General features: G+C 56.0%; 21 protein-coding genes and 2 pseudogenes. 4 read left to right on the forward strand and 19 right to left on the reverse strand.

Annotated features, from left to right (window positions below):
• Nucleotides 1-103 precede the first annotated feature (103 nt).
• The 8 genes and pseudogenes from C8273_RS06685 to C8273_RS06720 form a co-directional block, all read right to left on the reverse strand.
• Entirely contained in the window at nt 104-553 is a 450-nt protein-coding gene (locus C8273_RS06685) for a flavodoxin family protein (protein WP_106626979.1), read from the reverse strand.
• A gap of 17 nt (nt 554-570) precedes the next feature.
• Nucleotides 571-1,584, reverse strand: a complete 1,014-nt coding sequence (locus tag C8273_RS06690; RefSeq protein WP_199821019.1) for an alpha/beta hydrolase — start codon at nt 1,582-1,584, stop codon at nt 571-573.
• A gap of 19 nt (nt 1,585-1,603) precedes the next feature.
• Nucleotides 1,604-2,461, reverse strand: coding sequence for an aldo/keto reductase (locus C8273_RS06695; RefSeq protein WP_106626980.1), 858 nt, complete (start codon nt 2,459-2,461; stop codon nt 1,604-1,606).
• A 12-nt stretch (nt 2,462-2,473) separates the two neighbouring features.
• Nucleotides 2,474-3,127: a flavodoxin gene (locus C8273_RS06700; RefSeq protein ID WP_106626981.1), complete on the reverse strand. Its 654-nt coding sequence runs from the start codon at nt 3,125-3,127 to the stop codon at nt 2,474-2,476.
• Nucleotides 3,128-3,175: 48 nt separating this feature from the next.
• Nucleotides 3,176-4,888 (reverse strand): annotated as a pseudogene (locus tag C8273_RS06705) (carboxylesterase/lipase family protein).
• A gap of 23 nt (nt 4,889-4,911) precedes the next feature.
• On the reverse strand, nt 4,912-5,817 hold the full coding sequence (locus C8273_RS12735; protein ID WP_199821021.1) for a cupin domain-containing protein: 906 nt from the start codon (nt 5,815-5,817) through the stop codon (nt 4,912-4,914).
• A 12-nt stretch (nt 5,818-5,829) separates the two neighbouring features.
• Complete coding sequence (locus C8273_RS06715; RefSeq protein ID WP_106626982.1) at nt 5,830-6,924, reverse strand: alpha/beta hydrolase; 1,095 nt, start codon at nt 6,922-6,924, stop codon at nt 5,830-5,832.
• A 36-nt stretch (nt 6,925-6,960) separates the two neighbouring features.
• Nucleotides 6,961-8,037 carry an alpha/beta hydrolase gene (locus tag C8273_RS06720; protein WP_106626983.1) on the reverse strand — a complete coding sequence of 359 codons (1,077 nt, stop codon included), beginning with the start codon at nt 8,035-8,037 and terminating at the stop codon, nt 6,961-6,963.
• A gap of 131 nt (nt 8,038-8,168) precedes the next feature.
• On the opposite strand from C8273_RS06720, the gene C8273_RS06725 reads away from it, so the two are divergent.
• A complete protein-coding gene (locus C8273_RS06725; protein ID WP_106626984.1) occupies nt 8,169-8,603 on the forward strand; it encodes a MerR family transcriptional regulator in 435 nt (144 codons plus the stop codon).
• Between the two features lie 96 nt (nt 8,604-8,699).
• Here the strand turns inward: C8273_RS06725 and C8273_RS06730 are convergent, their stop codons facing one another.
• From C8273_RS06730 to C8273_RS06775, 10 genes and pseudogenes are all read right to left on the reverse strand, one after another.
• Nucleotides 8,700-9,062: a HepT-like ribonuclease domain-containing protein gene (locus C8273_RS06730; protein ID WP_106626985.1), complete on the reverse strand. Its 363-nt coding sequence runs from the start codon at nt 9,060-9,062 to the stop codon at nt 8,700-8,702.
• Nucleotides 9,059-9,364 carry a nucleotidyltransferase family protein gene (locus tag C8273_RS06735; RefSeq protein ID WP_106626986.1) on the reverse strand — a complete coding sequence of 102 codons (306 nt, stop codon included), beginning with the start codon at nt 9,362-9,364 and terminating at the stop codon, nt 9,059-9,061. Before C8273_RS06735 ends, C8273_RS06730 begins: the two co-directional genes overlap by 4 nt.
• A gap of 123 nt (nt 9,365-9,487) precedes the next feature.
• A complete protein-coding gene (locus C8273_RS06740; RefSeq protein ID WP_106626987.1) occupies nt 9,488-10,585 on the reverse strand; it encodes a YifB family Mg chelatase-like AAA ATPase in 1,098 nt (365 codons plus the stop codon).
• A 52-nt stretch (nt 10,586-10,637) separates the two neighbouring features.
• On the reverse strand, nt 10,638-11,750 hold the full coding sequence (locus C8273_RS06745) for an ABC transporter permease (RefSeq protein WP_106626988.1): 1,113 nt from the start codon (nt 11,748-11,750) through the stop codon (nt 10,638-10,640).
• Complete coding sequence (locus C8273_RS06750) at nt 11,747-12,667, reverse strand: ABC transporter ATP-binding protein (RefSeq protein WP_106626989.1); 921 nt, start codon at nt 12,665-12,667, stop codon at nt 11,747-11,749. The genes C8273_RS06745 and C8273_RS06750 overlap by 4 nt, the downstream gene beginning before the upstream one ends.
• Complete coding sequence (locus C8273_RS06755) at nt 12,657-13,649, reverse strand: HlyD family secretion protein (protein WP_106626990.1); 993 nt, start codon at nt 13,647-13,649, stop codon at nt 12,657-12,659. The genes C8273_RS06750 and C8273_RS06755 overlap by 11 nt, the downstream gene beginning before the upstream one ends.
• Nucleotides 13,650-13,735: 86 nt before the next feature.
• Nucleotides 13,736-13,840 (reverse strand): annotated as a pseudogene (locus tag C8273_RS13485) (magnesium chelatase domain-containing protein); the annotation flags it as partial.
• Between the two features lie 149 nt (nt 13,841-13,989).
• On the reverse strand, nt 13,990-15,171 hold the full coding sequence (locus C8273_RS06765) for a multidrug effflux MFS transporter (protein WP_106626992.1): 1,182 nt from the start codon (nt 15,169-15,171) through the stop codon (nt 13,990-13,992).
• Between the two features lie 86 nt (nt 15,172-15,257).
• On the reverse strand, nt 15,258-15,992 hold the full coding sequence (locus tag C8273_RS06770) for an aspartate/glutamate racemase family protein (protein ID WP_325050989.1): 735 nt from the start codon (nt 15,990-15,992) through the stop codon (nt 15,258-15,260).
• A gap of 54 nt (nt 15,993-16,046) precedes the next feature.
• Nucleotides 16,047-17,453 (reverse strand): aminotransferase-like domain-containing protein, encoded by a 1,407-nt coding sequence (locus C8273_RS06775; RefSeq protein WP_106626993.1) that lies wholly within the window; start codon nt 17,451-17,453, stop codon nt 16,047-16,049.
• Nucleotides 17,454-17,565: 112 nt separating this feature from the next.
• Between C8273_RS06775 and C8273_RS06780 the strand changes: the two genes are divergently transcribed.
• The 3 genes from C8273_RS06780 to C8273_RS06790 are packed head-to-tail and all read left to right on the forward strand — an operon-like array spanning nt 17,566 to nt 22,414.
• The gene (locus tag C8273_RS06780; protein ID WP_234343928.1) at nt 17,566-18,873 is read left to right on the forward strand and encodes an MFS transporter; all 1,308 of its coding nucleotides are present in this window, start codon (nt 17,566-17,568) and stop codon (nt 18,871-18,873) included.
• A gap of 42 nt (nt 18,874-18,915) precedes the next feature.
• Nucleotides 18,916-20,661: an ABC transporter ATP-binding protein gene (locus C8273_RS06785; protein WP_106626995.1), complete on the forward strand. Its 1,746-nt coding sequence runs from the start codon at nt 18,916-18,918 to the stop codon at nt 20,659-20,661.
• Complete coding sequence (locus tag C8273_RS06790; protein ID WP_456114839.1) at nt 20,648-22,414, forward strand: ABC transporter ATP-binding protein; 1,767 nt, start codon at nt 20,648-20,650, stop codon at nt 22,412-22,414. The genes C8273_RS06785 and C8273_RS06790 overlap by 14 nt, the downstream gene beginning before the upstream one ends.
• A gap of 301 nt (nt 22,415-22,715) precedes the next feature.
• On the opposite strand, the gene C8273_RS06795 is transcribed toward C8273_RS06790, so the two are convergent.
• A complete protein-coding gene (locus C8273_RS06795; protein WP_106626997.1) occupies nt 22,716-24,221 on the reverse strand; it encodes an IMP dehydrogenase in 1,506 nt (501 codons plus the stop codon).
• Between the last annotated feature and the right edge of the window lie 42 nt (nt 24,222-24,263).

Consider the following 24,263-nt stretch of genomic DNA (forward strand, 5'->3'; position numbering starts at 1 on the left):
GACATAAATCAGTCAACATGAAATGGATCACCGCAACGGAGTTCTTATGTAAAAACCTCGGACTGCCTATTCTCAGTCCGAGGTTTTTGATTCTAAAATATTCTTAGCCGATCTTCGCCGCAAGCACATCTGCCTCGCGTACCGATGTCACCATGCCGAGATACGTCAATCCGTAGAGATCAGCAAAACGGCGCATTGTATATTCGCCTGCCTCCATCATCCATTTCTCAGGTGCCGCCCCCTGAAATAGGAACACGAGCTGCCCGGAGAGACTGTTTGTCTCCACAGGACCGTAGAAGCGCTCCAGCAGCGTGCGGACGGAGCCACAAATATTGTGCCAGTAGAGAGGTGAGCCGATGACAATGCGATCGGCTACCCTTATCTTTGCAAGCACCTCAGAGAATTGATCGCCTGGCAGCTCCTGTCCATAAACATTGATCCGATAGTCCGTAAGATTCAGCGTCTCATAGGTGTGCCCTTGCAGAAACCTCGCTGCAAGAGCTGCCGTATTTCCGTCTCTGTTCGGACTGCCGTTGATAAACAGTATATTCATACCGTTGCCTCCTCATTTTATCTTTGTGCTATCCAAAAATCTGCGGCACGGTTCAGCCATCCTTCGGCAGCAGTGCCCTCACCAAGCCCGAAGCCATGCGGCAGACCTTCAAACACTTCGATCTCTGCCGCCTGTCCGTTTCTGCGGATCGCCTGTGTACGCCGCTGCATCGTCTGCCATGAGGCAATGCCATCGGCCGTCCCGACACAGCTGTATGTCGGCGGCTCTGTACCATAGACCTCCGACAAGTCCGTATACTGCATAATGACGGCGGCAGGACGCGGATATGAACGCTGTCCAAATGCCTCCGTTCCATGCGAACCGACCCACGCTGCCATACGCGCTCCCGCCGAGCCGCCCCAGAGGGAGTAACCACGCATGTCAACGCCCAGTCCTGCCGCATATTCGTGGAGAAAGGCAACCGCGCGTGAAAGATCTTCGCACGCCGTCTGCGCACGCGGTCGATAGATCAGTGCAAAGGCGTTCACTCCGCGCTCAGAGAGGACGAGCGCATGTGGAAAACTGTCCTGCATCGCCCCCACATAGGCAAATCCGCCGCCCGCACTCACGACGGCGACAGGCGCTCCCGTTCGCCCACGAAAGAAAAACAGCCCTGTATCACGCTTCGCGGGGTCGCGCCGCATCTCCTCCTCTGTGTAGATCGGATAGAAAATCCGATGCCCCGCCGCTGCGTCTGCCGCAAGCCGATTCACAACTGCCACGGTTCGCGCAGGCGAGATGTGAGAATACCATGCCAGGCGCAGACTGCCGAGCGTATCGCCATCCATGTACCCGCTCTGTACGGGAAAGAGCAGCCGACCGTACGGTGCAAACAGGAGTGCCCTTGCCACATCCTCCACGCGGGACTCTGCTGAAAACACGCTCATCTCCTCCTCTGCATCGGTGCCGGTCTGTATGTTTTCTGCCTCCCGCGCAAAGGATAAACAGCTGCCGAAGCACAGCATAGCCGCCGCTGCTGCAATGATGCCGCAGACGAAAAGCCGCATACCGTCACCACTACGTTCCCTCATTGCTATTCTTCGCTATGCCTCAATCGTGAATCCTGCGCTCGTGCAGCCATTTCACAAACGCAGGGTCGTCGTGGTTGACGATCTCGCTGTGCCCGAGGTCGAGTTTTGCGATCTCTGCCATCTCCGCCTCATTCAGCGCAAAGTCCCAGATATCGAGATTTACCGCGATGCGCTCAGCACGCACGGACTTCGGCAGGATCGACACGCCACGCTGCGTATTCCAGCGGAGTGCCACCTGCGCCGCCGTCTTTCCGTACTTCTCCCCGATCTTCGTCAGTACGGGATGCGTAAAGATGCCGTGTTTGCCCTCGGCGAGCGGTCCCCATGCCTGCGGCACGACACCGTACTCCTTCATCGTCGCGAGTGCCGCCTCCTGCTGAAAGAACGGATGCAGCTCCACCTGATTCACCATTGGCTTTATCTCCACCGTCTCACAGAAGTTCGCAAGCACGGCAGGATAGAAGTTCGACACGCCGATCGCCCGAATCTTCCCCGCGCGGTGCAGCTCCTCGAGCCGCCGCCACGCGCCGAAGAAATCCCCCATCGGCTGATGAATGAGGTAGAGATCGAGATAGTCCAACCTGAGTTTTTGCAGGGAACGCTCAAACGCCGTACCCGCCGCCTCATAGGAGATATCCTGCACCCAGAGCTTCGTTGTGATGAACAGTTCCTCACGCGGCACACCCGACTTTGCAATCGCCGCACCCACCGCCTCCTCGTTCTGATATGCTGCCGCCGTGTCGATCAGCCGGTAGCCCTGCCGAATCGCCTCGATGGTCACGCGCTCACACTCTGCAAGGTCGGGAATCTGGAACACGCCGAAGCCCTCAAGCGGCATCATTACACCATTATTGAGTTTTACATTTTCCACTGCCATTTGAAATCCTCCTTAATATCCTTGTTTCGACATCCATTCATAAAGTGCCGTCCGCGCCTCCTCGGGCGACTTCTGCGCGATATGTCCCTGGAGTGCAAAGCCCTCCCTGACATCCGCCTTTGTCACGTCCGCAATCGACCGCTGCGTACCAGAGAGCCCGCTCCCTTCATGTGTGCAGAACGGCAGGATGATCTTGCCCGCGAAATTCTCCCGATCGAGGAAGGTGTAGACAGGCATCGGCATGTCGCTCCACCAGATCGGATAACCGAGAAAGACGACATCGTACTTGCTGAGATCGGGCAGCTCGCCGACGATTTCAGGACGGGCGTTTTCTTCCTTCTCTTGCTTGGCGGCTTCCGTCGCGGGACGGTATTCCTTCGGATACGGCTTGACGGTCTTGATTTCAAAGAGGTCACCGTGCGTGCGTTCGGCGATCATCTCTGCAAGAATCTTTGTGTTTCCCTTCTCGATGTAGCCAACACCACCTGTGTTTTCGTCGGCGCGCGAGAAGTACACGACAAGGACACGCTGATCGCTTCGTGCAGATGCTGACGTCTGTGTTTCTTTCTGTGCAGAAGTATCTGCGCCCGTTTGCGCATTGCCTCCGCCGCACGCTGTCAGCAGCATCATCATCGTCGTCATCAGGATTGTCAATAGGGTTCTCATGTCATGACCTCCATTTCATTCGATTCCCATATGTTTTCTTTGCCAAATCTATTGCGCAGGTGCGAGCAGTTTCAATAATTCTGCATCGTGGTGATGTACGAGCTTCGTATCAGCGTCAAACATCATGGTTGCGCCTCCTTGCAGTGTATAGGCATCCCAATTCGGCATGCCGGGCGCTTCGGGTTTTCCCGTGCGGGCGAAATGAATCCAAGCGCGGCTCATCTGCGCTTCGAGTTTCTCTGCCTCCGCGCTTCCGCCGATGCTTTTCTCCGCGCAGTCAATGTTGTGAAATACAAAGGGAATCTCTGCCGTGTGATAGGACATATAGACTCCGCCCATCATCGGCGAATCCCACGCGAAGAGATAGGCGTAGACAGGTGCGCCGCCCTGCATTGCCTTGTGATCCATGATCTCTTTGATCGGCAGGCGGATCATCGTGTCGACATAGAGTGCATCTGCGCGTTTCTTCTGCGGATAAGCGCGCAGGAATGCCGCCGCGATTTTCTCCGCCTTATCGCCGTATGCGTCCCTCAGACGGCGGTCAACTTCCTCTGTGCTCCAGGTATTCTTGTTGTCGGACTGTGCTCTCTCCATCTGCATGATGTCGGAGAAATTCGTCCACTCCGTCCGATTTGAACCAATGAGCAGTGGGATGTCCTTCCCTGCGGCGGCAAAGCCGTCTGCCGTCACAGGATTCGTCGGCATGAAGTCGCCGTCAATCACCGGCTCCCAGCTCATACCATAGCCTGTTCCGAGTGCCTGTGGAACCTTGAATTCCTCCCCTGCTTGTTTGAGTGCCTCATTCGATGCTGTCGTGAGATGCTCATAGGGAATGGTCTGAATCTCCTCAATGCGTTCTGCCGTAATGCCGAGTTTTTCCAGCGTCAGCTCCGTCACACGCGCTGCCGCTTCTTTTGGCATGAATACCGGTCCCATGGTCGGAGCCGCACCGCTTTCGACGATGCCCTTGTGGAACAGCCCCTTTGCATATGGGGTTGTCATCAGTGCGAGTACTTTTGCACCGCCGCCCGACTCACCAAAGATCGTGACGTTTGCAGGATCACCGCCGAATTGTGCGATGTTGTCCCGCACCCAGCGTAGCGCGTCAACGAGGTCATAGATACCGACATTGTCCGCATTGCGGTATTTCTCCCCATAGGCGGAGAGGTCGAAATGTCCGAGCACATTCAGACGATGATTAACGGAAACAACGACAACGTCGCCCTCACGGCTGAGATTGGCACCGTCATAGGCGGGAATCTCAGCAGACGAACCTGCGGAGAACCCGCCGCCATGCAGCCAGACCATGACGGGGCGGTTCTTGCCGTCCGCGATGCCGGGTGTCCAGATGTTGAGATTCTAGCAGTTGTTGTCCATCGGGAACTCACGCGCGGGGTCTTCCCATGTCGTATTCAGAAAACCGCCCTTTTCCTGCGGCGCAATCGCTCCGTAGTCAAACGCGAGACGTACCCCCTGCCACGGCGTTACGCGCTCGGCGCGGACGAAACGCTCCTTTGCCTCGGCATAGGGAACGCCGTGATAGGTGTAGATGCCCTTGCGCACATAGCCCTGCACCAGACCGCTCTCGGTCGATGCCACAGCAAGGCCGGGTCCCGCAAGGAAATCGCCCTGCTCCATGCGAACCGTATTTGCCTTCATTCCATCTGCGGCAAATACCTGCCCCTCGGAAAAGGGCATGCACATGAGCAGACCGAGCGAAATCAGCGACAGGAACGTCTTTTTTGTTCGTGCTGTTTTCATTCGTTATTCTCCTTTTTACGGAATCATTCGGATACGATTGCCTCATATTCCGCCGTAGGGAAATCGTACCATGTAACATCGTGATTATCCTGCGGACTGATCGCGATGTGGGCGAATTTGCTTGTGGGAGATGCACCGTGCCAATGAACGACATTGGGCGGACAGAAAACCACATCCCCCGGATGCAGAACCTCCAACGCACCGCCCTTGATCTGATGATAGCCGATGCCGTCGGTCGCAATGAGCACCTGCCCCGTTTTGTGACTGTGCCAGCGGTTGTACGTTCCTGCAGGAAAGGCAACATAGACCCACTCGGGCGAATTTGCGGCATTCGGCGTACCCAGAATCTTTCTGAGGTATACCGCAGAGTTGAAATTGGGCGTTGTCAGCTCCGTCATCCCAGTGCCAAACCAAAACTCGCTGTCATTGTTCTGCATTGCGCTTGGGGCGGCGGCGTTCTCATTCGCCTCCTCGTACTGCTCCTCGGTGAGCGCGCCGGTATGTGCCGCGTGTCCTTCGGGCGCTTTCCATGTGCTGTCATAGATGACGAACTGCTGGAACGCGGCATCCTTTGCCGCGCCGTGGAAATGCGGCACTCCTGCGGGAATATTCACCACATCCCCGGGACGAATCAGAACCGCCTCCTTGCCCCACTCCTGATAAAGTCCCGTCCCTGCGATGCCGATGACGGTCATCGCCCCGTGCACGTGCCAGCCGCTGTAACTGCCGGCTTCAAAGGAAATCACATTCGTCTGCGGAAGGTTGTATGTCTCATCGGTGGCAATGAGGTCATTTTTGTGTACCGTCCCATGAAAGCGATCCGATATATCTGTGCCGAGGGGAAGCGGCATTGCCCATGCGGAGCCGACAGTGAGGCCGAGCGACATAGTCGCCGCCGCGATAAAGCTCTTGCCCTTTTTCATTGACATCATCTCATTCCATCAAAGATTCTTTGCGTAGAACATCTGGAGCTGCGCTACCGCCTGATCCACGTACTCAGGCACCCAGTAGGTACGGATGTGGCTCGCGCTCGGAATCAGGAAAAGCTCTTTGTTTTCCGTGCCGGTCGCCTTGGCAAAGACATCCTTCGTCATATAGAGGGTGTCCGCCTTCTCGCCTGCAATCATCAGGAGGGGCTGATTGATCAGCTCCATACGATCCTCCACATCAAACGCCATGAGCTTCATAAAGGATTCGGTGGTGTAGATTCCCGTAGCGTTCGGATGACGGTGGGAGAGGCCGTAGTATTCGATGCCGTCGCGATAGAGCATGTTTTCGGGAAGCTCCGCCATCTTGGCGCGGAGCTGTTCATCGGTGGCGTTCGGCGGGAGGAATCCCTCATAGACAATTTCCCCTGCGAGCTCCTTCTCCCGTGCATCCGCTGCCTTTTGCAGACGTGTCTGGATGCCCTTGATGTCCGCATCCTGGAAACCGTTCCGACGCACCCTGCCAGAGTTGAACATCGACAGCGCGGCAACCGCCTTGATGCGCTTGTCGGTCTGCGCCGCCGCGAGTGTATAGCCGCCGCCACCGCAAATGCCGAGCGCACCGATGCGGGTCTTGTCCACCTTCGGCAGCTGCGAGAGATAGTCCACCATGCCGCTGACATCCTCGATGCGGTTCGAGGGATAGTCCCTCAGTCTCGGCGTGCCGCCGCTCGCGCCCTGATAGCGTGCATCGCAGGCAAGGGCGATGTATCCAAGCTCCGCCAGTCGCTGTGCATACAGCCCTGCCACCTGCTCCTTGCTCGCGCCGTTGGGATGCGCCACGGTCACGGCAGCATATTTCTTGTCGCTCGTTTCATCGTAGTCTGCGGGAAGGTAGAGATTCGCGGCAACCTCGATGCCCTCCACTTCGTACGTTACGGGGCGGATGTTCACCTTGCCCGTGACATTCTCCGTCAGTGCGCCCTGATAGACGAGCCCGAACGGATTCTCGTTCGGACGCTTGCTCTCGCTCGCCGAGGCACCGCCGCCCCCGAATGCAAAGAGTCCGAGAGACATCAAAAGTGCTGATTTCATGATTGATTTTTTCATTGGTAAAACTTCCTTTCCCAAATCCCCAAATGATTATTACTTTTTATCCAAGCCCTTCTCGTGCATCCATCGCTCCATCTCCGCCGCGACCTCTGCGTTGTTGAGGTCGGACATGAGGAAGTGCGTGTTTCCTTTGATGCCAACATCGGGCAGAACGATAATCTCCGCATCGCCGCCATGTGTCCGCACGACCTCCGCCCAGCGGCTTGCGAGGTTCAGCCGCGTGCGCCAGTTGTCGAGCCCCCAGATTTCGTACGGCTTATCGCCCGTCGGGATCTTGTCGCCGAAATAGACGACCATCGGCGTTTTCAGAAGAGCCTCGAACTCCTCCGCCGTCACCTCCATTCCGCGCGCGGGGAACGGGCTTGTTGTCTCCTCAACCACAGGCACCTCGCCCGGCGGGAACGGGAACGTACCCGGTTCGAGAGCGATCACGCCCTTCACTTTGGGACTGCGAATCGCCGCGAGCCACCCCGGACCGCCGCCCGCCGAGTGCGTGATGAGGACATTATCGCCCGTATGGTCAATGACCGCCTCCATTGCCTTTGCGACAACCTCCACATCGAATTTTCCCGTGTCGGGTGTCATCTGATGGAAGAACTGCCGCAGCGACTCCTCGTCGCGCGGGAACGCCATGCCATCGAAGATCATCGGGTACTGCCCGATGCGGAAGTTGTTGAACCAGAGTTGATCCTGCGGCTGTGCTTTGAGCTCTGCGGGCACGGTCGACTGTCCTGCACGCCCGCGGCGCGGTTCATCCACGATGTAGGTCGCCCACCCCTTTGCGAGGAAGATGTTCTGGAAGCCGTCGCGCCCGTCGGGTGTCGTCTCCCACGTCTTGCCCGACTGTCCGTAGCCGTGCAGGAAAATGAGCGCGTTCTTCTTCGCCTTTACGGGACGCTGCCAGAACACATAGGCAGCATCGCCGTGCAGTGTCTCACCGTCGTAGTTCGTCGGTTCGCTGTCCTTGTATACGCCGGGCGCGGTAATTGTCACGCCGCCCGCCATAAAGCTGCCTTGATCCTCGATTGTCACGGGACGGCTCAGTGCCTCGACACTCCCCATAAATAGACTCACCAAAAGTGCTGCCGTCAAAGCATACTGTGTTCGCATGATATCATCCTCCTAAAACAGATCTCCTCGGAGAGGACTTGCCCTGCCCTGCCATCCGTAGTACAATGCTATCATAACAGGCGGTAGCAGCTACCGCGCAAGCCCTTTTTGAAATTTTTTGGAGGAAAATCATGTATACAATGAAGGACGCCTGTGAAGCGACAGGAATGAGCTATGAGACGCTGAAATTCTACTGCAATCAGGGGCTTCTGCCGAACGTCAAGCGTGATGCACACAATCACCGTATTTTCGACAATCACGATATTGGATGGCTGAAAAGCCTTACCTGCCTCAGAAACTGCGGCATGAGTCTCGCCGAAATGAAGGAATACCTCGCACTCTGCCTCGGCGGCGTCCCCACCATCCCAGAGCGCAAAGAAATCCTTGCAGGCAAGCGTGCGGAACTCGTCGATCGGCTCACTGCTGTCCAAGCATCCATCGACTACATCGACTGGAAGCAGGGATTCTATGACGATGTGCTCTCAGGGCGCACGCCCTACATCAGCAATCTTCTCCCGAATGAAGCGGATGCAGAATCTGCAGAAGAGAGCTCTGCACATGGGTGATTCCATAAGAAAATGACTGCTGCACAAGGTACATATCCTTATGTAGCAGTCATTTTTATGTGATGATACAATTTTCTAGAGAATTGTCATTTGCTGTCATACAGCATCCGTATTCTCTTTTTCCGTCAAACACGTCTCTAACTGTCTTATCAAGATTGGTAGTTCTTCAAAAACGACTTCCGCTATAATATTCCAGTTTGTTCCATCATAATCATGCACAAGACGATGCCGCAAGCCTGCGATCATCGCCCATGGAATCTCACTATGTTTCGCTTTATACTCCGGGGTCAAATTATGGCTATGCTCCCCCATATTATATAGCGGCGTTGTGACAAGCCACTGCAACGGCAGCTGTGTCATCAGTGCTTCTTTTTCAATGCTATTTTTTAGGATATATTCCTGCAGGCGAGCGGCATAGTCATATATCTTTTGAACTCTTTGTCGATCGGAATACTTCATGCCACCAAAACCTTTTCTTTCATAATTGTTTTGTAGAAATTACTGTCCGGGTTGACTTCACCGATCTCAAAAACATCTACTTTTTTCTCTAACGTCTCTCGCAAATCCTCTGCCAGAGCAAAAATCATCGTTCGCTTAAACTTTTCTCCACCGTAAACCAAAAAATCCAAATCACTATTTTCGTCTGCTTCACCTCTCGCATATGAGCCAAACAAATAAATTTCTTTCACACGGTATTTATTAGCAAGTGGTTTTACCTTCGCAACGATATGCTCCATTGTAAATACAGGCTTCTGCATCATAATCCCTCCTATTCACTCATATCATTATATCACATAACCGCGCAGCTCTTCCCCTTTTCCTCTGATTTCCATACGATGCTGGCAAGAACCACGATCAGGACACTCTTGCTTCATCCTGAAAAGTTAGGCAGCATTTCGTCTATCATTACATTGTATCGTTATTGACGTTACTGCGTTCATTGCCGCTACCAAAATGATACTGGAGGGAAAGGTCAGCGTCGCATTCGCACGCGACACGGTAATCTGGCGATCCTCAATCGGCTCGCGCAGCACCTCAAGCGTCTTCTTGCTGAACTCCGGAAGCTCGTCGAGAAAGAGCACGCCGTGATGCGCAAGTGTCACCTCACCCGGACGCGGGATGCTCCCGCCGCCGATCATCGCCACCGTCGAGGATGTATGATGCGGACTGCGGAAGGGGCGCGTCGTCACAAGCCCTGTATCTTTACCCAGCAGCCCCGAGATGCTGTAAATCTTCGTAATCTCGATGGCTTCTTCCTTCGTCAGCTCCGGCAAGATCGAACTCATGCGGCGCGCCAGCATCGTCTTGCCCGAGCCGGGCACACCGACCATCAGAACATTATGCCCTCCCGCCGCTGCAATCTCAAGCGCACGCTTCGCCTGATACTGCCCCTGCACGTCCGCAAAGTCATCTGTGAAGGCTGCATCCTTTAGCGTTTCGATCTGCCTCGGCACAGCAGGAGTCAGCGTTTCCGTTCCCGTCAGATGACGCACAAGCTGTGCTAGTGTTTCGACTGCATAGACATTCAGTCCGTCAATAAGAAGTGCCTCATCTGCATTGGAGGGAGCAACGTAGAACTCTGTGAGCCCATGTTCCCGCGCCGTGATTGCCATTGGGAGAATACCGCTGATCGGACGGCAGTTTCCATCGAGAGAAAGCTCCGCTGAGAAAAGTGCACTCTGTACCGCCACCTCGGGAACCATACCGTAGGATGCAAGGAGACCAACCGCAATCGGCAGATCAAGCCCCGAGCTGTCCTTGCGCACATCGGCGGGTGCAAGATTCACCGTCACCCGCTCCTGCCGCACCTGAATACCAGAATTGCGGATTGCTGTGCGCACACGCTCCTTCGACTCCTTCACCGACGTATCGGGAAGCCCCACCAGCTCAAAGCCCGGCAGCCCCGGAGACACATCCACCTCCACGTCGATAATTCGTCCATCAATCCCGAGGGTCGTCGCACCATAGGTCTTTGCAAACAACGGCCTTCCCTCCCACGTTTCAAATATAAGAAAATTATAACACAAAATGCCCCTACAGTACTGATCGCTTAAATTTTTGCACGGCAGTGCCGAAGAATACGAGGGTAAAGAGCGCGAGGAAGGCACTCTGCTGATAGAGTGCCGTGATGCCGCCGCCCTTGAGGAAGATCATGCGCAGGATCTCGATGTAGTGCGTCATGGGGATGGCGAGGCTGAGGTATTGAAAGAAGGTTGGCATCGCCTCGCGCGGAAACATGAAGCCCGATAGGAGGATGCCCGGCAGGAGGGTAGCGATGCTCATGAGTCCCGCCTGCAGCTGGTTCTGCGCGAGCGATGCGATCATGAGCCCCATCGTGAGCGAGGCGAGAAGGAAGAGGGTCGTGAGCGTATAGAGGAGCAAGATACTCCCGCGCAGGGGCACGCCAAAGATAGCGAGCGCGACGAGGATGCAGATTGTCGTCTGGATGTAGCCGAGCATGATGTAGGGCAGAATCTTGCCGACGAGCAGTTCCCATATATGCAGCGGCGTTACTAGGAGCTGCTCAAGCGTGCCCGCCTCGCGTTCGCGCACGATGGACATGGAGACCATGAGCACCATGGTGATCGTGAGGATGATGCCCATGAGTGCGGGCAGCATGTAGTAGGCGGTGACGGCATCGGGGTTGTACCACGCGCGGATGCGCACGTCGTAGGCAGGCGCAGCCACGGGCGCCCCGCGCACAGCGACGGGCTGCACCTGCATGCCAAGCCCCGTCAGGGCGGCGATGGCAGAGGTCGAGGCGATGGAGTCCGAGGCGTCGACAATCGCCTGAATCGGCACGGTGTGTCCCGCGTTTGCCTCCCGTACAAGATCGGGCGGAAAGACAATGCCGATCTTTGCATCGCCACGCTCGATCCGCTCGTTCAGCTCATCGTAGCTCCACGCGATGTAGCGCAGGTCAAAATAGCCGCTTGCCGTCATTGCCGCGAGGAAATTGCGGCTCTCCTCGCTCCGCGACTGATCGAACACGACCGTGGACTGATGCCGCACATCCGTGCGGATGGCAAAGCCGAACACGATGAGATAGATGACCGGCAGGAGAAAGGTCACACCGACGGTCATGGGGTCACGCCGCATCTGAATGAGCTCCTTGACGAGAAGCGCCAGAATCCGCAAGCCGCTCACCCCCTCTGCCGCCGATCGTAGTAGATAAAGACATCCTCCATCGTCAGCGCGGACGCCTGTGCTCCCAGCGCCGAGGGCAGCGTCACATCCCGCGAGACGAGCGCACGCACCTGCCGACCGAACACATAGACCTCGTCATAGGGCACGCCTGCCGCCCGCAGCGCCGCCGTCCCCGCCTCCGCACTCTCCTGCGGCAGGACGTAGAGACGCGCGGGCAGTTCCTCCTTCAGCGCCGTCGGCGAGCCGGAGGCGATCTTCCTGCCCTGCTGCAGAAAGGCAATCGCATCGCAGTGCTCCGCCTCATCCATGAAATGCGTCGTGACGAAGATCGTCGTCCGCTCCGTGCCCGCCATCTCCGAGAGCAGATTCCAAAAGAGCCGCCGCGACGTGGGGTCAACGGCAGACGTCGGCTCGTCGAGCACGAGGAGTGCGGGGCGGTGGAGAATCGCGCAGCCGAGCGCGAGCCGCTGTTTCTGTCCGCCCGAGAGACCGCCCGCGAGCACATCCGCTTTCTCCGTGAGCTGCATGCGCACGAGTACTTCCTCCGTGCGTGTGCGCCGCTCCGTGCGCGTGAGACCGTAGAGCCCACCGTAGAACATCATATTCTCGCGCACCGTCATATTCGTGTAGAGGCTGAACCGCTGGGACATATAGCCGAGTGACTGGCGCACACGCTCCGGATGCGCCGCCGTGTCACAGCCGAGCACGAACGCTGTGCCGCTTGTCGGCGGGAGGATGCCGCAGATCATGCGGATTGCCGTGGACTTTCCTGAGCCGTTCGATCCGATGAATCCGTAGATCGCACCGCGCGGCACGGAGAGGTTCAGATGATCGACGGCGGTGTAGTCGCCAAAGATACGCGTGAGATCATGTGTTACGATCACAGGTGCATCACCCGTACGCGCCTCACGTTCCATGACGCGCCCCCAGATCCACATCGGCGGGCATACCGGGCTTTAGAATGCCCGTGGTATTATCCACTGCGACCTTTACGCCAAAGACGAGGTTCGCCCGCTCATTCTTCGTAATGCTCTGGCGCAGCGTGAACTCCGCCGCGTCGCTGATCTCCGCAATAATGCCGCTCAGCGGCTCCGCCTGCCCGTCGATGTAGACGCGTGCCGAATCGCCGAGATGAATGCTCCCGAGCATATCGGTCGTCACATAGATCTTGATCCAGACATCGGAAGGATCGATGAGGGTTGCAACGGATGCACCTGCACGGACAAACTCGCCTGCCTCGTAGTTCTTTGTCAGGACAATACCATCACGCGGTATGCGTATAGTGAGGTCGTCGATCACGGAATCATCCATCGCGAGGATTGCCTGCTGCCGCCGCACATCCTCCTCTGCCATTCGGATGTCCTCGGGGCGGCTGCCGTTCTCCAGCAGCCGCTGCTCCTCCTCGCGTGCGTGCAGATTCGCATCCGCCGTATCACGCGCCTCACGCAGGGCATCAAACGCCTGTTGTGCGATGGCTCCTGCCGTGAGAAGCTCTATACCGCGTGCATAGTCGGCGCCCGCACGATCCGTAGCGGCACGCGCGGCACGGGTACGCTCCGCGGCTGCACGAACCTCCTCTGTGCGGCTGCCGCTCTGTGTACGCGCGAGATTCGTCCGGGCATGGGCGAGCGCCGCCTCATCGCGCAGGCGTGCCGCGATGAGATCACGCCGTCCGATGCGTGCGGCGACATCACCCGCACGCACCGCCATCCCCTCGCGCACGAGGATCTCGTCAATATAGCCGCTCTCCTTCACACCGACCTCGACGCGCGTCGCCTCCACCGTTCCCGTGAGGAGCCGTGCGCGTCCCTCCTGCTCCACATACGCGCGATAGGCGAACACCGCGAGCAGGACGAGCGCAAGGAGCAGAAGAATCAAGCGCAGGGGCTTCATATACATATAATCCCCCCTTTTCATTTGGAATCAACAGATGCTTATAGTATATGGAACGTTAAAGACATGACAGTTTCTCCAAGGGTGGAATCCCCCACAAATTCAAGACCCGGCAACCCGGGCGACACATCCACCTCAACGTCGATCATCCGACCGTCTATCCCGAGGATCGTCGCAGCATAGATCCTTGCAAACAACGGCTCTCTCCCACGTTTCAAATATAAGAAAATTATAACACAGGAGAGGGGAAGATGCCTAATGATTCTTTGCAAAAGAAAAGAGATTCCAAACGCTAGGTAGGGCGAATGGAAATCTCTATCCTAACGGGAGAATGGTGTTATCTCCATCATGCACGTACGAATTTTCCTGCCGCGAATGCAAAGACAGCTGCGAGCAAAACAAAGCCAGTGATGATGCAGCACATGGCAACGGGCGTGCCGTCCGAGAACACGGCGAGGAGAGCGGAGGAGATCATGCCGCTGCCGTATTGGAGTGCGCCGATGAGTGCCGCCGCAGAACCCGTGATCTCATCCGGAACTCTGGAGAGCGCCGCCGCATTGGAGCACGCGGTAATAATACCATTTGTACTGCATACCAAGAACATGGGAATGGCGATCCCCCACAGACCGAGCATACCCGTCAGTCCATCCGCGAGTAGCCAGAGAGAAAAGAGTGCGGCAATGCTCGTTGCTGCCTTGAGCAGCCGCGAGAGGGAGAAATGTGTCACAAACATGCGGTTGAAGTAGCTCACCGCCGCAACGCCGATGATGTTGACACCGAAGAACAGCCCATAGTACTGCGGATCAATACCGAAGTGACGGATGTAGATGACAGGCGACTCCGTAATGAAAGCATACACCGCCACATAGAAGAACGTCACGCTGAGGGTATTCATCATGAAGAATTTCATCCGTACGAGCCTCCCATAGCTCTTGAATGCCGCACCGAGGCTCTCGGCAGAGCGTTTTTCGTGCGGCAGCGTCTCCGGCAGGAAATGTACGGAGAAAAAGAGCAGTACGGCAATCGCAGCCATCAGCCAGAAAACCATGCGCCAACCACCGGCGCCCATGAGAAATGCACCGAGCAGTGGTCCCACGATCGGCGCCGCCGCCATGATGAGGACGAGTGTCGAGAGCATTGCTGCCGCCTGACTGCTCGTGCAGAGATCACGCACCATCGCGCGGCTGAGCATCGGACCGACGCATGCACCGACCGCCTGCACCACACGGAATCCAATGACTGCCTCCATCGAGGGTGCCAGTGCGCAGCCGACCGATCCGATGAAAAAGAGCAGTGCACCGATCGCGAGCGGCATGCGACGACCAATGTGATCGCTGATCGGCCCCCAGACGAGCTGGGCAATGGCAAAGCCAACGAGGAAGCTCGTGATCGTCAGGGCTACTGCACCACCGAGGTCATCCTGCATTGCGGGCATCGCGGGCAGGTAGATGTCCGTCGACAGCGAGGCGAATGCCATAAAGGCACTTAGGATCATCATAAAGGACAGACTGCGTTTCGGCTCCTGCATAGTAATTTCTTTTCCATTTCCGCATAACGGATGCTCTTTCTCTTGTTGATATTACATATTATAACTACTGCATCGGTACCTGTAAATTATCGCTCAAGTGATTTGAGTGCTGCTTGCTTCGCATGAATGAGTGTGGTATCAAAGAGTGGAATATCGGTATCGGATTGCTGGATAAGAAGTCCGATTTCAGTACATCCTAGGATGATGCCCTGCGCCCCGTTCCGTGCGAGTTCATGAATAATGTCCAGATATACGGCTTTGGATTCCTCCAAGATTTTCCCGAGACACAGTTCATCGTAAATAATGCGATTGACGATATCGACACCAGCATCATTTGGAATGAGAACCTCAATTCCCTGTTCGATCAAAATATTTTTATAGAAATCCTGCTGCATAGTGTATTTCGTACCGAGCAGACCGACTTTTCGGATGCCGTGTTTCTTTAGCTGCACAGCGGTCATGTCCGCAATATGCAGGATTGGGATATGAATCCTCCTGCCGATTTCAGGTGTTACCTTGTGCATCGTATTGGTGCAGATTACGATATAATCTGCACCCGCCCGTTCCAATGCTTGTGCGGCTTCAGACAAAACATCTGCGCTCTTATCCCATTCCCCGCTCGCTTGATATTTCTCGATTTCATCAAAATCAACACTGTATAGAATACATTTTGCAGAGTGCAGACCACCCAGCTGCTTTTTTATCGTTTCGTTGATGACCTGATAGTATGTCACCGTACTTTCCCAACTCATACCACCGATCAGCCCTATTGTTTTCATCATATCACCTCTGCCGTTACGATAACACCGCCCGTCCGTCATGACAAGATAAAAATTGTAGGGAGGACAATTCACCCTTCTCTTCCTTTATTCTTCCTAAAGGATCAATGTCTCCGTCTGCGGCGGGATCGTATTTTCCTCCATCAGATCATGGACAATCCGCAGTCCGCGCGCCAGCTCCTCATTCGTTGGCGGCGAGCAGAGAGCAAGACGGATAAAGGAATGCTCCGCCTCGCTGCCGACGGCAAAGTGATCCGACGAGAGGACACAAACACCGCGATGCTGTGCCTGCGCCTCAAAATTCGCCCCACCGCATCCCACAGGCAGCGGCATCCATTGGAAGAAGCTGCGTGTATTCCCCGTATGTGCAGGGAAGATCCCTCGAAAGATGCGATTGCGCTCCTCTGACATCCGACATTTCTCCCGCATTATACGCTCCGCTGCGCCGCTTTCAATCAGCTCTGATGCGATCTCCGCACTCAGCGGCGGGATCGCCATACTGAGGCTGCGCGCCGCTCTCCGAATGCGCTGCCTAAAATGCGATGGAACAAGCATGTATGCAACACGCAGTCCGGGACAGGTAAGTTTTGAAAGACTGTGCAGATAAACGGATTGCCGCGGGAGGAGCACGGTCATAGGCGCAGCGTTCTCGCGTGCCATAAAGCCGTAGGCATCGTCCTCAATCAAAAGGATATTGTGCTTACGCAGCACTGCTGCAATATCCCTGCGCCGTTCCTCAGGCATAACGATACCGGTCGGATTCGTGCAGGATGGCATAAGATAGACACCCTTGATGTTTATCTGCTGATGCTGCTGTGCGAGCGCATCCGGCAGCATCCCGTCCACATCCCCCTCGATGGGGATGAGTCGGATGTTCAGCTGTTTTGCAAGGTTGATGAAATTCGCATACGTATACCTGTCCACCGCAATTCGATCCCCTGCATCGAACAGCGCAGTGAGTACGATTGCAAGTGCACTCTGCGTGCCAGCAGTAAGAAGGAGATTCGTCGGCTCTGCCGCGAGAGAAAAACGTGCAAGCCAGCGGCATGCAGTCCGCGCATGACGCTCCTCATCCTCTGCACCGAGAAGCGCAAAGAGGTGCGTTGCCTCCCTGCCGCGCAGGATCTCCCGTGCGGTATCTGCAAGAATCTCGCTGAACACATCGTACGGATGAATGCTACCAAGTTCAATAAGAGACTTTTTCGTATCTGCTGTTGTATTCGACAACGCTGCATTCGGCGAGACAAACGTCCCGCGCCCAATAACTGCATAGACCAGCCCCTTGTCCGTACAGAGACGAAAGGCGCGCGTCACCGTGCTCAGATTGAGATCGAGGTAGTCGGCAAGCTCCCGCTGCGGCGGGAGTTTTGTATGCGGCGACAGCCGTCCGCTGAGGATATCACGTTCAAGCTGCGCGGCAAGCGCACGGTAGAACGGAGGATGCAGATGGATACGTTCTGGACGCCATGTCATGGGATAATCATCGAACGAATTGATGGGCATAGGACATCTCCCACAATATTGTCATACATACAATTTTACTGTTGAAATCACACAATAGGCAGTCTAACATAATAATTGTATGTATTATATCACAAAGGGGATGCCAGTGGAGATGAAAAACAACGTTACTTCAACGTGCACAGCGATATCCGCCTCACTTTATATCCTGCCCTTTATCCTGGTCGGCTCGTTTCTGTCCATCTTCGACCAGTTCGTTATCAATGTCGCCGCCCCCGCCATCATTTCCTCCTTACATCCGTCGGCTGCAGAATTCGAGGGCATTATGAGCGGATACGCGCTCGTCTATGGGGCGGGGCTGATGGTCGGTGGACACCTCGGCGACCGTTTCGGACGGCGGCGTATCTATCGTCTCGGACTGTTTCTTTTTGCCGTGACCTCGGTGCTCTGCGGTGCTGCTCAGACAGCACTGCAGCTTGTTGTCGCACGCCTTCTGCAGGGGCTTTCGGGCGCCGTCATGGTGCCGCAAGTACTCGCTCTGATTCGTGTCTCATACGAAGATAATGCACGTGTGCAGGCACTATCCGCATTCGGTGTGTCCATCGGACTCGGGCAGATCATGGGGCAGGTACTTGGCGGCTGGATTCCCGCATGGGATTTCCTCGGACTCGGTTGGCGTATGATTTTCCTTGCCAACATGCCGATCTGCCTGATCGCCGGCATTGGCTGCAGGTCGCTGCCCGCATGCCCAAACGCTGCACACGAGGCACACCAAAAGCATCTCGGAAATCCTCTTCGGCTCTTTCGTTATCGTGGCTATACGGTCGGAATTTTTCTCAACCTATGCCTGTACGCCGCCATTGTCCCCTTCTTTGTCGTGCTCGGTCTCTACCTGCAGAATATCTGTGACCTCACACCGCAGACGGCAGGGCTCGTCTTTATGGCGGTCGGCACGGGATTCGTCCTCGCCTCGTCCGCAGGTCCTGCACTCATGCGGAAATTCGCGCCGCCGCGCGTACTGATCTGCGGAACGGTCTGTACCAGCGCGGGCATCCTCGCCGTGTTGCTTGGTACAATCACAGGACGAGCCACTGCGATTCCCTTCGTCATTCTCGCGCTGTTTGTCCTCGGTGTCGGCAACGGCACAGTGATTCCCATTGCAACGGGTATTGTCCTGCGCTATCTGCCGATGGAGGACGCAGGCGTTGGCGGTGCCATCCTAACGACGGGGCAGCAGCTCGCAGGTGCACTCGGGATTGTGCTTACGGGTGAGTTTCTCATGGGAAACGGCGCATCTCTCGCCTCGCCCGCCACCTATGTGGACGGTCTCGCCCTTCAGATGTGCGCCGCATCGGCTGCGCTCTGCTGCGCCGCTCTCCTCAGCCGTATCCCTGCCTCCACGCAAAATCCACAGAGATCATCAAATTTTTCCGCTTGCCACAAATTTCATATCACCTTATAATTGATAACAAAATCCAATCGCGTTGATTATGGAGGTTTTCTTATGGAAAACACAAGCCCTATGCGGCGACTCTGGCAACTCGCCGCTGCGGAGCATGGGCGGCTACGCATGGCGATTGCACTTGCGGCACTCGGCGTACTCGCGGGGATTGTTCCCTACTGGGCAGCGGCAGAGATGATTACAGCACTCCTCTTTGGCGCAGTGGAGCCGCGCTTCTATCTCATCCTATGCCTTACTGCCTTCGTCGGCTATGCCCTACGCAGCATCCTATATGCACAGGCTCTTGCGCTGTCGCATCGCGCGGCATTCGCTGTACTGCGCGACATCCGCACGCGCGTCATCGAGAAGCTGCCAAAGCTCCCACTCGGGGCCGTGATCGATCACGCAAGCGGTGCGATGAAGCACACGATTGTCGATCAGGTCGAGAGCATGGAGCGCACGATTGCGCACCTATGGCCGGAGATGACAGCAAATACATTTGGCCCCTTGTGCATCTTCATCTATTTGCTCATCCTCGACTGGCGCATGGCGCTGCTCTCTCTCGTCTCGATTCCCGTCGGCATGGTCTTTATGGCGATCGTCATGCGCGACTACGAGGAAAAATACGAAGGGGCGGTGCGGACAACGGACGAGATGAACGCCGCCGTTGTCGAGTACATCGGCGGCATCGAGGTTATCAAGGCATTCAACCAAGGTGCAGCGTCCTATGAAAAGTTCTCGGAAAAGGTTCGCGCAAATGCCTCATACTACTATCAATGGATGCTGCACTGCCAACTGCCAATGTCCATCGGCAAGGTGGTATCCCCGACCACACTCATTACGATCCTTCCCGTGGGCTGGCTCTGGTATCAAGACGGCACTCTTCCGATGGATGTCTTTATCCAGACGATCATCCTCTCCCTCGGGATCGCGGGTCCGCTGCTCGCCTCAATGTCCTTTATCGATGCACTCGCAAAGGTCGGCACAACCGTCAGTGCTGTCGATTCCATTCTCTCTGCTGAGGAGCAGCACCATGCGACGACGCCGATTCCCGTTGAGACGACGGACATCTCGGTTGAGCATGTCTCCTTTGCTTACGACGGAACGAACAACGTCCTAGACGATATCTGTCTCACGATCCCGAGCGGCACGCTGAACGCATTTGTCGGCGCAAGCGGCAGCGGGAAATCGACACTCGCCCGTCTCATCGCTGGATACTGGGACGTACAAGACGGCACAATCCGCATCGGCGGACACGATCTGAAAGATATCCCGCTCACACAGCTCTATGATCTGGTTTCCTTTGTCGCACAGGATACCTATCTCTTTGACGACACGATCCGAGAGAACATCCGTCTCGGCAAAACATCGGCGACTGATGCCGAAGTCGAGCATGCGGCAGAGCGTTCGGGCTGTGCGAAGTTTATTCAGAAGCTAGAGCAAGGCTACGATACCTTTGTCGGCAGCGGCGGCAGCCATCTCTCGGGCGGCGAGCGCCAGCGCATCGCGATCGCACGCGCGATGTTGAAAGACGCCCCCATTGTCATCCTCGATGAGGCAACGGCGTACATTGACCCGGAGAACGAGGCCGTCATCCAGCGCGCTGTCGCACAGCTGATCGCCGGGAAGACGGTCATCATCATCGCGCACCGTCTCTCTACCATCACCGATGCGGATACGATCTTTCTCATCGCGGGCGGCACGGTCGCAGCATCGGGAACGCACGCACAACTCCTTTCGGACTGCACGGAATACCGCAGCATGTGGCAGGCACACATCAGTGCAAAGGACGGTGATGCAAATGATTGACGCACTCAAAAAAATCTGGGCGTTCGCGGGCAGCGAGCGAAAAAATCTCAACCGCTCAGTGCTGCTCGGTGTGCTCTACGCCATATTCCACGCCCTGCAAATTGCAGCACTCTATGTCGTCCTGAAGGGACTCATGGAGCACGCGGACGGCATGGATACGGCGATGCAGGCACTCGTAATCCTCGCCGTCAGCATCCTCGGTAGATCCGTAGTCGAGTATATCTCACAACTGCAGCGCGTCCATGCGGGCTACTTCATGGCGGCGAACAAGCGCATCGCCATCGGAGAGCGTCTCAAGCGCGTCCCGATGGGCTATTTTAACGAGAGCAGCCTCGGACGGATCACGGGCATCGCAACAACTGTTCTGGGCGATGTGGAGGAAACTGCCTCCATGGTTCTCGTCAACACGCTGACCGGCTTCCTGAATACCCTCATCCTCATCCCGATGGTCTTTGTCTTCGATGGGCGCATCGGCGCCGTCTTCATTGTCGGCATCGCCCTCTATCTATGGGTCACAGCGACCATGGAGGAAAAATCCCGCATGCTCGCACCGAAACGGCAGGCGGCACAGGCATCGCTTGTCGAGGCTGTACTTGAGCAGCTGCACGGAATGCACGTCATCAAGGCATTCAACCTCACGGGCAAGGGCGATAGACAGGTGCGCGATGCGCTTGCCGAAAGCGAGCGAGCCAACCTTTCGATGGAGCGTCTCTTTACCCCATACGTGGCTGCACAGGAACTCACCCTGCGTTTTTTCAGCATCCTGATCATCGCCGCCGCACTCTATGCACATTGCACAGGAACAATGTCCCTGCTCGATGTGATTATGTGCATTGTCTTCTCCTTCATCGCCTATCAGCAGCTCGAATCTGCGGGCAGTGCGCTCTCTCTGCTCCGTGTCGTATGCGCCTCCATCGACGAGGCAAACGAAACAGATGCCATTCCACAGCTCGATGAAAGCGGCAGAGATATTGTCCCCACGCATCATGATATCACATTTGACCGCATATCCTTTTCCTACGGAGAAAGACCGATCCTCTGCGACATTTCTGCAGAGATCCCCGAACACAGTCTGACGGCGATTGTCGGACCGAGCGGTTCCGGCAAGACGACGCTGTGCCATCTCATTGCGCGGTTCTGGGATGTCGATGCCGGCACAATTACCATCGGCGGGCACAATGTCAAGGAATACACGCTTGCGTCCCTGATGGCACAGATCAGCATTGTCTTTCAGCGCGTCTACCTCTTCCACGACACCATCGAAAACAACATTCGTTTTGGACGGCCGCAGGCGAGCCGCGCAGAGGTCATTGCGGCAGCAAAAAAGGCAGCGTGTCATGATTTTATCACGAGACTGCCGAACGGGTATGAAACAATGGTCGGCGAGGGTGGCGCAAACCTTTCGGGCGGCGAAAAACAGCGCATCTCCATCGCCCGTGCCATTCTCAAGGACGCGCCCATCATCATCTTTGACGAGGCGACGGCGAACGTCGATCCAGAGAACGAAGATCGGCTGCAGCAGGCAATCGAAGCACTGACGCAGGACAAGACCGTCATCATGATCGCCCATCGGCTGAACACGGTTCGAAACGCCGCGCAGATCCTCGTTGTAGCAGACGGCAGGATCGTTCAGCGCGGAACACACGAAGAACTGATCGCCGAGGATGGCATCTATGCCGACTTCATCGCTTCGCGCAGAACAGCCGTCGGGTGGAGGCTGTCATCTTCGACAGCTCAGTCCAAAATCGGATGATCGCGGACATAAAGGTATCCGCTCACCCAAACGCGAAAGGATAATTTTTTGACCGCAAGGTAGCTGTTTCAAGGAGTGTAACACATTATTTATCTGCGAAATCTGAGTTCCTAAAATTTAATATGTAAGAGGAGCATTCCTTATCAAAGTGCTCCTCTATTTTTTATGTATCTTTTTCCCGTCCACCTCAATAAATTCTGGTTCGTTGTAAAATGAAGTTGAACAGCTAAACAAAAACAAAAAACCTTCTCCGCACGCGTTCGCCAGAGAAGGCTTTGTTGTATCTATTCTTTTTTTCGTTTTAGTCCCGTCCGAGCTTGTCGCGCAGGATAACATCGTGCGCGCCGCCCTCGACAATACTGGTTGAGGAGACGAGGGTGAGCTTCGCCTTTTCGCGGAATTCGGAAAGGTTGAGTGCGCCGCAGTTGCACATGGTGGAGCGGATCTTGGAGAGGGTCGTCTCGACGTTCTCCTTCAGAGGGCCCGCATAGGGCACATAGGAGTCCACGCCCTCCTCGAAGGACAGCTTCTTGCTGCCGCCGAGATCGTAGCGCTGCCAGTTGCGTGCGCGGTTCGAGCCCTCGCCCCAGTACTCCTTGTAGTACGTACCGTTCACCATGACGCGATCCGTCGGGCTCTCGTCGAAGCGCGAGAAGTAGCGCCCGAGCATGAGGAAGTCCGCGCCCATCGCGAGTGCGAGTGTCATGTGATAGTCGTAGACAATGCCGCCGTCGGAGCAAATAGGGATGTAGATCCCCGTTTCCTTGAAATACTTGTCGCGTTCGGCACATACGTCGATGAGTGCGGTCGCCTGTCCGCGTCCGATGCCCTTCGTCTCGCGCGTGATGCAGATGGAGCCGCCGCCGATGCCGACCTTGATGAAGTCTGCCCCCGCATTCGCAAGGAAGCGGAAGCCCTCGCCATCGACAATGTTGCCCGCACCGACCTTGACCGTGTCGCCGAACTCCTCACGGATATGCTGGATCGTCAGACGCTGCCACTCGGAGAAGCCCTCAGAGGAGTCAATACAGAGGACATCTACGCCCGCCGCGAGAAGCGCAGGGACGCGCTCAGCGTAGTCACGCGTATTGATACCCGCACCGACGATGTAGCTCTTGTTGTCGTCGGTCAGCTCCAGCTCGTTTTCCTTGTTGTCGGTGTAGTCCTTGCGGAACACCATGTAGCGCAGACGCTGATTCTTGTCAATGAGCGGCAGCATATTCAGCTTGCGCTCCCAGATCAGATCGTTCGCCTGTGTGAGGGTGGTGGAGTCCGCATCCGCCCAGACGAGTTTCTCAAACGGTGTCATAAAGGTCGCGACCTTCGTATCGAGTGACATCCGCGAGACACGGTAGTCGCGGCTCGTCACGATGCCGACGAGCTTGCCGTTCGCCGCCCCGTCCTCCGTGACCGCCATCGTGGAGTGCCCCGTCTTTGCGAGAAGGTCAAGCACACCGCCGAGCGTAGTGTCCGGGCTGATGTTCGAGTCACTGCTGACGAATCCCGACTTGTAGTTTTTCACGCGGGAGACCATTGCGGCCTCCTCCTCAATGGACTGGGAGCCATAGATAAAGGAAATGCCGCCCTGCTTTGCAAGGGCAATCGCCATTGTGTCGTTCGAGACCGCCTGCATGATCGCGGAGGTCATGGGAATGTTCATCGTGAGTGCCGGCTCTTCATCGCGATGATATTTGACCAGCGGCGTACGCAGTGAGACATTCGCGGGGAAGCACTCCGCCGAAGAATAGCCCGGAATGAGCAAATACTCTCCAAATGTGTGCGATGGCTCGGTGTAATAATGCGCCAAGGGAACCCTTCCTTTCTGTATCCGTTCCAAAATTATTGTTGT

The organism is Candidatus Centipeda massiliensis, assembly GCF_900290285.1.
Classification (GTDB): domain Bacteria; phylum Bacillota; class Negativicutes; order Selenomonadales; family Selenomonadaceae; genus Centipeda; species Centipeda massiliensis.